Annotated in this window: 10 protein-coding genes; 7 read left to right on the forward strand and 3 right to left on the reverse strand. The window is 63.5% G+C overall.

Annotated elements, in window-relative coordinates; all coding sequences use genetic code 11:
* Nucleotide 1 precedes the first annotated feature (1 nt).
* From CXQ94_RS14135 to manA, 4 genes are all read left to right on the forward strand, one after another.
* The gene (locus tag CXQ94_RS14135) at nt 2-1156 is read left to right on the forward strand and encodes a 5-(carboxyamino)imidazole ribonucleotide synthase (protein ID WP_104091215.1); all 1155 of its coding nucleotides are present in this window, start codon (nt 2-4) and stop codon (nt 1154-1156) included.
* A 54-nt stretch (nt 1157-1210) separates the two neighbouring features.
* The gene (gene purE / locus CXQ94_RS14140; RefSeq protein WP_104091303.1) at nt 1211-1729 is read left to right on the forward strand and encodes a 5-(carboxyamino)imidazole ribonucleotide mutase; all 519 of its coding nucleotides are present in this window, start codon (nt 1211-1213) and stop codon (nt 1727-1729) included.
* 9 nt (nt 1730-1738) lie between these two features.
* The gene (locus tag CXQ94_RS14145; protein ID WP_104091216.1) at nt 1739-3343 is read left to right on the forward strand and encodes an LCP family protein; all 1605 of its coding nucleotides are present in this window, start codon (nt 1739-1741) and stop codon (nt 3341-3343) included.
* A gap of 104 nt (nt 3344-3447) precedes the next feature.
* Nucleotides 3448-4692 carry a mannose-6-phosphate isomerase, class I gene (gene manA, locus CXQ94_RS14150; RefSeq protein ID WP_104091217.1) on the forward strand — a complete coding sequence of 415 codons (1245 nt, stop codon included), beginning with the start codon at nt 3448-3450 and terminating at the stop codon, nt 4690-4692.
* A 77-nt stretch (nt 4693-4769) separates the two neighbouring features.
* Here the strand turns inward: manA and CXQ94_RS14155 are convergent, their stop codons facing one another.
* The 3 genes from CXQ94_RS14155 to glpX form a co-directional block, all read right to left on the reverse strand.
* Entirely contained in the window at nt 4770-5576 is an 807-nt protein-coding gene (locus CXQ94_RS14155; RefSeq protein WP_258067087.1) for a hypothetical protein, read from the reverse strand.
* Nucleotides 5577-5986: 410 nt separating this feature from the next.
* Entirely contained in the window at nt 5987-6994 is a 1008-nt protein-coding gene (locus tag CXQ94_RS14160; protein ID WP_104091218.1) for a peptidoglycan bridge formation glycyltransferase FemA/FemB family protein, read from the reverse strand.
* A 194-nt stretch (nt 6995-7188) separates the two neighbouring features.
* Complete coding sequence (glpX, locus tag CXQ94_RS14165; RefSeq protein WP_104091219.1) at nt 7189-8226, reverse strand: class II fructose-bisphosphatase; 1038 nt, start codon at nt 8224-8226, stop codon at nt 7189-7191.
* A gap of 181 nt (nt 8227-8407) precedes the next feature.
* Here glpX and CXQ94_RS14170 point away from each other — a divergent pair, with 181 nt between their 5' ends.
* The 3 genes from CXQ94_RS14170 (at nt 8408) to CXQ94_RS14180 (ending at nt 11227) form a co-directional block, all read left to right on the forward strand.
* Nucleotides 8408-9028: a DUF4245 domain-containing protein gene (locus CXQ94_RS14170; protein ID WP_104091220.1), complete on the forward strand. Its 621-nt coding sequence runs from the start codon at nt 8408-8410 to the stop codon at nt 9026-9028.
* Nucleotides 9029-9685: a carbonic anhydrase gene (locus tag CXQ94_RS14175; protein ID WP_306418907.1), complete on the forward strand. Its 657-nt coding sequence runs from the start codon at nt 9029-9031 to the stop codon at nt 9683-9685.
* A gap of 111 nt (nt 9686-9796) precedes the next feature.
* Nucleotides 9797-11227, forward strand: a complete 1431-nt coding sequence (locus CXQ94_RS14180) for a class II fumarate hydratase (RefSeq protein ID WP_104091221.1) — start codon at nt 9797-9799, stop codon at nt 11225-11227.
* Nucleotides 11228-11366 lie beyond the last annotated feature (139 nt).

Genomic DNA, 11366 nt, shown 5'->3' on the forward strand with positions numbered 1-11366 from the left:
TGTGACTTTTCCTGTAATCGGCGTTGTAGGCGGCGGGCAGCTAGCCCGCATGATGGCCCCCGCAGCCGTGGCCCTTGGTTTTGAATTGCGTGTTTTAGCGGAAGCCCCTGACGTGTCAGCAGTGGCTGCCGTGGCCCAGGCGCCGGTAGGTGACTACCGCGACCTGGACACTTTGCGTGCGTTTGCGCGCGGTGTCGACGTGCTCACTTTTGACCACGAACACGTCCCCAATGAGCATTTGCTCACACTCATCGCCGAGGGCGTCAATGTTCAGCCGCGCCCGGCAGCGCTCATCAATGCACAGGACAAGCTGGTCATGCGTGCCGCCATCGAGCGTCTGGGCCTGCCCAATCCGGCCTGGGCGGCCGTGACCAGCGTGGCCGAAATCACCGCCTTTGGTGCCGCCAACGGCTGGCCGGTGGTGCTGAAAATGCCTCGCGGCGGGTACGACGGCAAGGGTGTGAAGATTCTGAAATCCGAGTCCGACGCGGCAGCTGCCGCCAGCTGGTTTGAGGCCATGTCGCCTCTGCTGGTGGAGGAGATGGTGCCGTTCTCACGTGAACTTTCCGCACTGGTGGCCAGGACTCCTTCCGGTGAGGCACGCGCCTGGCCCGTGGCGGAGTCCATCCAGGTGGACGGGGTGTGTGATGAGGTCATCGCCCCCGCCCCCGGAATCCCCGATGAGGTTGCCCTGCAGGCACAAACTGCTGCGCTGAAGATTGCCGGGGAACTGGGCGTCACTGGCGTCATGGCTGCGGAATTGTTTGAAACGCCGAACCGCGCCCCCGGTTACCTGATCAACGAGTTGGCCATGCGCCCGCACAACACCGGGCACTGGACCATGGACGGTGCCATCACCGGCCAGTTCGAACAGCATTTGCGGGCCGTGCTGGACCTTCCCCTCGGTGCCACCGACGCCCTCGGCGCCATCGTGGTGATGAAGAATTTCCTGGGCGGAGCAAACCAGGACCTGTTCGGCGCCTATGCGGCGGCACTGGCCTCGGAGCCAACTGTCAAGGTTCACAGCTATGGTAAGTCGGTGCGCCCCGGCCGAAAGATCGGCCATGTGAACGTGATTGGGTCAAAGAACGACGACGTCAACCGTGTCCGCGCCCGTGCCACCACTGTGGCAAACATTATCCGCGACGGACAGTAAGGAAGAACTGTGAGTGAGATTTCCACCCCCCTGAAGCCTTTGGTCGGCATCGTGATGGGCTCCGATTCCGATTGGCCGGTGATGGAAGCGGCAGCCGCCGCCCTCTCCGAATTTGGCATCCCCTTTGAAACCGATGTGGTCTCCGCGCACCGCATGCCCACCGAAATGATCGCCTACGGCACCGAGGCAGCATCGCGCGGCCTTCGCGTCATCATTGCCGGGGCTGGTGGCGCCGCCCACCTGCCAGGCATGCTCGCCTCGGTCACCACCCTGCCGGTGGTGGGGGTTCCCGTACCTTTGAAGACACTTGATGGCATGGATTCGCTGCTGTCCATTGTGCAGATGCCTGCCGGCGTTCCCGTCGCCACCGTCTCCATTGGCGGTGCCCGCAATGCCGGACTGCTAGCCGTACGCATGCTGGCCTCCGGCACAGACGAGCTGGCTGCCGGGCTTGCCAGCAAGCTGGCAGATTTTGCCCAAAGCCTCAACGACCAGGCCTCCGCCAAGGGTGCCGCCCTGCGCGAAAAGGCTGGCGCAAACTACCCGCTCTCCGTCGCGGCCGGGCGTCGGTAGAACCGCCCCATGAGTTTTAGCAGCCCCAAGGTATCGCGCGCGTCCAACCGCCCGCCCGTGTTAACGAACCCTGTCCGTTACCCCGAGTCGGCGCCTGCTCCCGTGCGCTCCAAGCGTGCCTGGCTGCTGTTAATACTGACGCTGGTGCTGCCGGGCAGCGCCCAAATCGTTGCGGGCAACAAGCGCCTTGGCCGCCTTGCCCTGCGCTGCACACTGGTGGTGTGGGCCCTGGTGATTGCCGCCGTCGTGCTTGCCCTGGTGCAGCGCGAAACCCTGCTGAACCTCTTTACCAACCCCGTGACCTCGCTGATGATCATTGTGGTGCTCGCCGCGGTGGCTGTGGGGTGGGCGTTCATGTTCTTGAACACGCTGATGATTATTCGGCCCACGTTGCTGGCTCCGGGGATGCGCGGGATCGTCAGTGCGGCGTTGGTGGTGCTCATGGTGCTGACCAGCGGATCCCTTGGCTACGGGGCGTTCTTGATCAATTCCGGGCGCAACGCGATCACGGACATCTTCGCCAGCGGACCAGACATGGCGCCGGTGGATGGCCGCTACAACTTCCTGGTGATGGGTGGCGACGCCGGCGAGGACCGTTCCGGACGCCGCCCCGACTCCATCGTGGTGGTGAGCGTGGACGCCAAAACCGGTGCTTCGGCGACCATCAGCATCCCGCGCAACCTGCAAAACGCGCAGTTCTCCCCCGATTCCCCGTTGTGGAGGATTTACCCCGACGGCTACAACTGCGGCGATGATTGCATCATCAACTTCTTGTACACGGACGTCACCAACGACCACAAGGACCTCTATCCCAACGCCCAGGATCCGGGCGCGGCGGCCATGATGGACGCGGCCGGCGGCATCCTCGGCCTGAAAATTCAGGGCTATGTGCTGGTGGACATGGCAGGATTCTCCAAGCTGATCGACGCCCTGGGCGGCGTGAAGATCAACGTCGGAGGCTGGGTCCCGCTGACCGGCAACGACATCCCCGGCACCGATCGGCATGAGCCTCCCACCGGCTGGATTGCCCCGGGCCTGCAGACCCTCGACGGCTACCACGCGCTCTGGTACGCCCGCTCCCGCCAGTGGGTGCTGGACTACTCCCGCAGCCAGCGCCAGCAGTGCATCCAGGCCGCCATGCTCAAGCAAATGGACCCCGCCACGGTGCTCACCAAGTTCAACAGCATCGCCGACGCCGGTGCCAAGGTCATCGAATCCGACATTCCGGCCGGGCAGTTGGGCAGTTTTGTCTCGCTGGCCCTGAAAGCGAAAAACCACCCGTTGGCGCGGCTGACAATCGGGCCCCCGGACTTCCCCGAGACGTTCTCCACGTACCCCGACTTCAATGCCGTTCACAAGCGCGTGCAGGAGCTTTTGAATCCTGCTGCCGTCACGCCTGCCGCGCCTGCACCGAAAGCGGACGACGCCGGAACCTCCAGCGAGGCGGCTCCCCCCGCCGACGCTGCCCCGCAGGCACCAGCGGAGCAGACACCCGTTCCTGACACCAGCGGCCCTCCCATCACCGAGGCGTACCTGCAGCAACTGGCCATCGACGGCAACGATTCGATGTTGCTCATGCTTTTGGCGAACAACGGAACGTGTTCGCCGGGCTAGTCCCCACTTGCCGGCCCAAATAAATCGGACTCGCGGGCCCAACAGTTCGGAGCCGTGGGCCTGATCCTTTAGCAGTCCGGTCATCTACCCTCTAGGAGAGAACAATGTTCGCCCTTACCAACGTCATGCGTGACTACCCGTGGGGCTCCCCCTCCGCAATTGCTGAACTGCTGGGCACCGCCCCCAGCGGCGGTCCCGAGGCCGAGTTGTGGATGGGTGCCCACCCGGATTCTCCCTCCGTGGCGATGACCGCAGAGGGCCCGGTAGCACTGGATTCACTCATTTCGGCCCACCCCGCTGCCATGCTGGGCGAGGACGCCGTGGCGGCATTTGGCGCCAAGCTCCCCTTCCTGACCAAACTGCTGGCTGCAGAGAAGGCACTTTCCTTGCAGGTGCATCCCACCTTGGCGAAGGCGCGGGAACGCTTCGCCGATGAAGAGTCCGAGGGTGTGCCTAGGGACGCGCAGCACCGCAATTACAAGGATGAGAACCACAAGCCGGAGATGATCTTCGCCCTCACCAACTTTGAGGCCTTGTGCGGTTTTCGGCCCTGCGGTCAGGCGGCCGATCTTTTCCGCGCGGTGGCCGAGGCCCTCACGGCCGCGGGGTCCCCTGTGCCGGACCTTCTGACCGAGCTCACCATGACCCTGAATTCCCGCATGGCCGAGCCCATGGTGATTCGCCGTGCCTTTGAAGCACTCATCGACGGCGGCGCCGCGGCCACGGACCTCGTGAACCTGGCAGCTGCCGCTCTGGCGAGAGTTCCAGAAGGTGAGCTGAACACGTCCCTGCGCACCGTCGTCGAACTTTCCGAACAGTACCCCGGCGATCCCGGCGTGCTGATTTCCTTGCTGCTGAACCGCATCTCCCTCGTCCCCGGCCAGGCGGTCTACCTGCCCGCCGGCAACATCCACGCTTACCTTTCCGGGCTAGGGCTGGAAGTCATGGCGTCCTCGGACAACGTGTTGCGTGGCGGTTTGACGGGCAAGCATGTGGATGTGCCCGAGCTGATGGAAACCGTGGATTTTGCCTCCACCCCCGTACCCTTTGTTCCCACCCGCACCACGGACCTGGGACAGCACGTGTGGGAGCCGCCGTTCGCCGAGTTCGCGCTGCAACGTGTGGAGATCGCCGCCGATTCCGAGCCCGTCCCCTTGGTCCAGAACGGCCCGCTGCTGGTGCTGGCGGTGTCCGGTTCGGTGCTGCTAGATTCCCCGCGCGGGGACATGGTTCTGCCCCGTGGTGGCAGCGTGTTTGTCCCGGCCACCGAGAATCCCGTCATGGTCCACCCCCATGCGGATGCCGGCGGAGAGCCCTCCGTGGTCTTCGCCGTCACTGTCGCCGGATAGGCCTGCCCGCTTCGGTGAGTGCTCAGCTGATGCGAGCTACGCCTCAGGAAGTCGCATCAGCTGCACACTGACGTCGGTCATCCGAAGTCCCGCCGAGAGTTGAGGGCACCCAACAGTGATTGGCCTGCCAGATTCTGCGGATCCGGCCAACCGCCGCGCACCAGCATCCGCGCAAGCTTTGTGACCACCACCAGTTCCCCAGCGTTCATGTCGTCCTTGTTGATCAGCACCTGGTGCCAGCCTTGTGACGCTGTCACGAAGTCTCGGTCGTGATCCTTAGTCTGCTGCGCCGGAGTGAAATGATGCCTGCCATCGTATTCCGCGCACGTCTTGTACTCCTCGCAGGCCAAATCCGGGGCCACCACGGCGGTTCCCTCCGGATTCAATATTTCTACGTTGGGCTCAAATTTCGGCAACGGCGATCTCTCGATGATCAGCCGGAGCCTGGTTTCCGGCGGCGAATCCGCACCCACCCGGACCAAATCCATTGCGTCCCTCAAACGGCGCATCCCGCGCGCGCCAGAATGCTGGGCAATGTACGCGTTGAGGGCGCCCAGTTCAACCATCGCCACTTTCTGAGGAACGCACTTGCTGTGATGTTCGCAAACTATCTGGTCTGCGATGACCACGAGTTCCTCGATGGTGAGCAGTGGTGCAATATCGACTAGCGTCCGCGCCACGGAAGTGACAGGAACCCCGCCAACGATCACCAAATCCGATGGCCCCAAAACCAGGCGGCGTCCTGTGACATGTCGCCGTCTGGGTGCCGAATCACCGCGTGGCCTAGCGATATCCAAACATTGAGCATCGTCGAAGCGAGGTGGCAGGAACAAGCCGTGAATCTTGGCCGCGGTGACGTGGCTGATGAAGCTGGACGTTGTCACGGATGTATGGGCACGGCAAGAGTCCAACAAGGCGAAAACAGTATTTCGCGGAAGCCTAATCTCCCTGCTGGGTGTCCATAGGTCCCGGGATCGGGTTCGTGCTGGCGTCAACCCCGCTCCACGGGCCTGAGCGACAGTGAACGGGCGCTGTTGTAGGTGCAGCGGCAGAGGTCGGAGTTTGCTCATGCCACTACTACTACTCGCTTGAGAACATTCCGGGACCGAGTACTGGGCTGATCACGAGATCTGTGGATATCGGGGGCTTTTTGGCCACCAAATCGCCCAAAACCACAGTCCGGAGGGTGCCGCCGCGCGCTGCGACGCTTGGAGGGTCAGCACTTGCGGTGAGTGTTCAGCTGATGCGACTTCCGGGGCCAGAAGTCGCATCAGCTGCGCACTCACGGCCGCACTTACCGCTTGAGTAGCCCGCGGGCGTTCCGCATGCCCTTGCGCGCCAGCGGCAACGCCTTGGCGAAGACCGGGTACAGCGGTGAGAGCCCCTTGTCCCAGGTCCCCGCCAGCATGTCCTCATGGTCGGCAAAACCGAACTTGAACTTCGAGACGCCGTCGTTGAGCAGGCCGTTGAAGTCGTAGCGGGAAATCCCGCGGGCCTTCATCTCCTGGATGGCAAGCCACTTGAGCGAGAAATTGGCTTTCAGGTTGCCGCCGGCGTCGTTCATGCCGCCATAGAGTTCAAACGCTGTCGCCTCACTGGCCGCCAGCCAGAGGAATGCCACCACGGTCTCGCCATCGAAGGCTGCATACACGGGCGAGCCGGCCCCGAGGTTGTTGTAAATGTCCAAGTAGTAGTCATCGGCGTGAATGCCAAAGTCTGCGCGCGCCGCAGTTTCCTTGTACACGGCCAGGCACTGTGGCAGTTCCTGGGCCGTGACTTCCCGGTATTCCAACGCCTCGCGCCCCGACTTGCGAATGTACTGGCGTGTCTTTTTCGACATCGCACCGAGCAGTTCGTCCTCGCTGCGGGTCAGGTCCAGGATCAAAGTGCGCGGAATCAGGATGGTGCTCTGGCTGCGCTGCCACCCGGATGCCGGGAGCGACGCCGTGACAACGCTTTCCTCGTCCCAGTCAGGTTCAATACTCAGGGCCACCGACTTGTGCGTGGTCTTCACGTAATGTGCGACGGCGGTCAGCACCTCGATTTCCCGGCCCGCCGCTGCTTGTGGTCCCCTCGCCAGGTACGCGAGTGAACGGAAAGGGAACGGCAGCTTGCGCAACAAGATCTGGGCGGAACCAACCAGGTCACCAGAGGCGTCGTTGATCAGGACCCGGTCGACGCTCCAATTGTGCGCTGCCTTCGTCTCGCCCCAACCCCACAACTGCATGGGGTGCCCCTGCTGGCTGTTGACGGCGGAGTCCCACTGTTCGCGGACATGGCAAGGCACAACACTGAAAGTCATACATTCACCCTACCGGCTGGGAGCATCAGCCCCGATCCGGCGCCGGCGAGCCAAGGACCCGGAGCCGGTCGGTGGTTTCGAAGGCGACGTCAAGGAGACCCTAAGGCCGCCCGCGGCCGTGGGTCGGGAAGTCGCCGAGGAACTGCCGGTCCAGGGCCAGCCCCAGCCGACCACCGGCGGCGGGTGAAACGCGTCTAGCTGCGGCGGGCGTAGGTCTCCCATTTGGCGGCCTGGTGTTCGCCGTCGACGAAGCGGATGGTCCCGGACTTGGAGCGCATCACGATTGACTGGGTCAGGACGCGGCCTTGGCTGTAGCGCACGCCCTTGAGCAGGTCGCCGTCGGTGATGCCTGTTGCCGCGAAGTAGCAGTTGTCGCTCGTGACGAGGTCGTTGGTGGAGAGCACCCGGTCCAGGTCGTGGCCGGCGTCGATCGCCTTCTGCTTTTCTTCGTCGCTGGTGGGCCACAACCGGCCCTGGATGACTCCACCCAGTGTCTTGATGGCGCAAGCTGCGACGATTCCTTCGGGTGTGCCACCGATACCCATCAACGCGTCCACGCCGGTCCCGGCGCGGGCTGCGGCGATGGCGCCGGCAACGTCGCCGTCGAGGATGATCTTGGTGCGGGCGCCGGCGTCGCGGATCTCCTGGATCAGCGGCTGGTGGCGGTCGCGGTCGAGCACCATGACGGTGAGCTGGTTGACCTTCACGCCCTTGGCCTTGGCGATCAGGTGCAGGTTTTGCTTGACGGGCAGGCGCAGATCAACCATGTCGGCCGCTTCCGGACCGGTGACAAGCTTCTCCATGTAGAACACGGCGGAGGGGTCGAACATGGTGCCACGCTCGGCCACGGCCAGCACGGCCAAAGCGTTGTTGATGCCCATGGCTGTCAGGCGGGTGCCGTCAATCGGATCCACGGCGACGTCGCACTCGGGCCCGGAGCCGTCGCCCACCACTTCACCGTTGAACAGCATGGGGGCTTCATCTTTTTCGCCCTCGCCAATAACCACAACACCGTTGAAGTGGACTGTTGAGAGGAGAGAACGCATGGCGTCAACTGCTGCACCATCCGCTAAGTTCTTTTCGCCGAAACCAACCCAGTGGCCACCGGCGATGGCGGCGGCCTCGGTGACGCGCACCAACTCAAGTGCGAGGTTGCGGTCCGGTTCGTCGTCGCCCACTGCGAGATTGTGGGAAAGCTGTGAGTAATCTGCCTGTGTTGCTTTATGAACCACGTAAAAACCTCATTTTCAAAGTAGGTATCGGGTCCTTGCGTGCGACGGTGCACGCCCCTCCCATATGGTCACCTACGTTCTTCATCATAGAGGAACGCGTCAGTTTGCAGTCTTAATGCGTACATAAACCCCGTGAGTTATGCCACGGCGCAGCGTGCAAACATTTCTGGGACAATGAACCGTGAGCGAATCCCCCCAGAACACCCCCGTCAAGCCCGTGATCGCCGCTGCTGCGGCAAAACGGGCCAATGCTTCCATCATTGGCATGCTGCTGGCCATGCTGTCCACAGTGGCGATCGTCATGGTCATCGTGTGGTTGAATCCGCAGCAAAAGGCGGAAACGTACAGGCAGCCCGTTGATGTGGCCGCCATTTCGGCCCATGCGGCCGACACCGCCGGTTTCACCCCCACCGCCCCTGAGCTGCCGGAGGGCTGGTACGCCAACTACGCCCGCTGGAACGGTCCGGGCGCAGATGGGGTGGCTTTTTGGGACGTCGGATTCGTGACCCGCGCCAACACTTTCATTGCCATGAAGCAGTCGATCACCGCCAATCCAACCTGGACTTCCTCGCAGGCACAGGACGCCCCTGTTACGGGCACGCGCACCATTGCTGGATACACCTGGGAGCTGCGTGATAAACCTAAGGGGGATCGCAGCCTGGTGCTGACAAAGGATGGGATCACCACCGTCTTGACCGGAACGGCTGACTTCAAGGAATTTGACGTCCTTGCCGCGGCCACCACCAAGACATTGAAGTCCGCACCGATCTCCTCCGATGACGCTACGAAGGGCACAAAATAGATGACTGCCAGCGATGACAGCAGCAACGCAGTGAGCACCCCCATGAAAACCCCTGCGCAGGCATGGGAGACCTTGATGGACGGCAACCGGCGTTTTGTGGAGAGCAGTTCCTCACACCCGAACCAGGACGCGGCACGCCGGGCATCGTTGCTGTCCAACCAGCAGCCTTTCGCGGTCATTTTCGGCTGTTCGGATTCCCGCCTGGCCGCCGAGATCATCTTTGACCTGGGCCTGGGTGACGCTTTTGTGGTGCGCACCGCCGGGCATGTCATCGACAACACCGTCCTTGGCTCGCTGGAGTACAGCGTTGAATACCTGCAAGTTCCCCTGATCGTGGTGCTGGGTCATGACAACTGCGGGGCCGTGACAGCCACCAAGTCGGCCGTCGCCACCGGCGCCATGCCGGCCGGATTCATCCGCGACCTGGTGGAGCGCATCACCCCGTCGGTGCTGACGTCGCTGCGCAAGGACCCGAACAGTGATGTCTCCGAAATGATCGTCGAGCACGTCAAACAGACGGCCGCCCGCCTGGTTGAGAACTCCCCCATCATCGCCAGCGCGGTCACCCGCCAAAAGACGGCTGTTGTGGGCCTGACCTACCGCCTGAACGACGGCCGCGCAGATCTGGTCTACAGCAACGGTTCCCTGGACCTCTAGGGATTCAGCGAAGGACGGACGACGACGGAACTTGGCTTCCGGCGTCGTCCGTGGCGTTTAAGCGGGGCCAAAGTTTTTGGCTCCGCGCGCACCGGCGATAAGGTTGGAGGCATGACTGAAAAAGCCGCGGCCCCCGCACAAGAGTTCCGTATTGAACACGACACGATGGGTGAGGTCCGGGTCCCGGTCAACGCCCTGTATAGCGCCCAGACCCAGCGCGCCGTGGAGAACTTCCCGATCTCCGGCACCACCTTGGAGCGCGCCCACATTGAGGCGCTGGCCCGCATCAAGAAGGCCGCCGCAACCACGAACGCCGAACTGGGTGTCCTGGACGCGGATCTGGCTCGCGCCATTGAAGGCGCAGCCGACCTGGTGGCCGCAGGCGACTTCGACGGCGACTTCCCGATTGACGTGTTCCAGACCGGCTCGGGCACGTCCTCGAACATGAACATGAACGAGGTCTTGGCCTCCCTGGCCAACCGCGCCCTGCAGGCCGCCGGCAGCGAGAAGACGGTTCACCCGAACGACCACGTCAACGCCTCGCAGTCCTCCAACGACGTCTTCCCGACGTCCGTTCACGTGGCCGCAACCTCCGCGCTGATCAACGACCTCATCCCCGCCCTTGACTACCTGGCCCTCTCGCTGGAGCGCAAGGCTGACGAGTTTGCAACCGTGGTCAAGTCCGGCCGCACGCACTTGATGGATGCCACCCCTGTCACGTTGGGCCAGGAATTTGGCGGCTACGCGGCACAGGTCCGCTACGGCATCGAGCGCATCCAGGCATCTCTGCCCCGCGTGGCCGAGGTTCCCCTGGGCGGCACCGCCGTGGGCACCGGCATCAACACCCCGGCCGGCTTCCCGCAGCGCGTGATCGCCCTGCTGGCCGCCGACACCGGCCTGCCGCTGACCGAGGCCCGCAACCACTTCGAAGCCCAGGCCAACCGCGATGGCCTGATCGAGGCCTCCGGCCAGCTGCGCAACATCGCCTACTCCTTCATGAAGATCAACAACGACCTTCGCTGGATGGGCTCGGGCCCCAACACGGGCCTCGGCGAAATCGCCATCCCCGATCTGCAGCCCGGCTCCTCGATCATGCCCGGCAAGGTCAACCCCGTCATCTGCGAGGCTGCCATCATGGTGGCCGCCCAGGTGATCGGCAACGACACCACCATTGCACTGTCCTCCACCAACGGCGCCTTCGAACTGAACGTCGGCATCCCTGTGATGGCCGCCAACCTGCTCGAATCCATCCGCCTGCTGGCCAACACCTCCCGCGTCATGGCCGACAAGATGATCGACGGCCTCACCGCCAACGTGGAGCGCGCCCGCTTCCTGGCCGAGGCATCCCCCTCGATCGTGACCCCGCTGAACAAGTACATCGGCTACGAGAACGCCGCCAAGATCGCCAAGCACTCCGTCAAGGAAGGCCTCACCATCCGCGAAACCGTGCTGGCCCTGGGCTTCGTGGAGCGCGGCGAACTGACCATGGAGCAGTTGGATAAGGGTCTGGACGTACTGTCCATGACCCGTCCCCCGCAGTAGTCCCCGGCCCCTCCCCAACTGGGCTCGCTAGCGAGCCCAGTTGGGGCCCCTCGGGGCCGTGGGCCCAACAATTCGGTAGTGGTAGCCCACGGGGCCGTGGGCCCAACGGTTCGGTAGTGGTGGCCCACGGTGCGTTGGC

It is taken from the genome of Arthrobacter sp. GMC3 (assembly GCF_002929305.1).
Lineage (GTDB): Bacteria > Actinomycetota > Actinomycetes > Actinomycetales > Micrococcaceae > Specibacter.

Bases quoted from the DNA above. Each gene is read 5' to 3' on its own strand.
- purE (WP_104091303.1), top strand. From the start codon at position 1,211: ATGGGCTCCGATTCCGATTGGCCGGTGATGGAAGCGGCAGCCGCCGCC.
- CXQ94_RS14145 (WP_104091216.1), top strand. From the start codon at position 1,739: ATGAGTTTTAGCAGCCCCAAGGTATCGCGCGCGTCCAACCGCCCGCCC.
- manA (WP_104091217.1), top strand. From the start codon at position 3,448: ATGTTCGCCCTTACCAACGTCATGCGTGACTACCCGTGGGGCTCCCCC.
- CXQ94_RS14160 (WP_104091218.1), bottom strand. From the start codon at position 6,994: ATGACTTTCAGTGTTGTGCCTTGCCATGTCCGCGAACAGTGGGACTCC.
- CXQ94_RS14175 (WP_306418907.1), top strand. From the start codon at position 9,029: ATGACTGCCAGCGATGACAGCAGCAACGCAGTGAGCACCCCCATGAAA.
- CXQ94_RS14180 (WP_104091221.1), top strand. From the start codon at position 9,797: ATGACTGAAAAAGCCGCGGCCCCCGCACAAGAGTTCCGTATTGAACAC.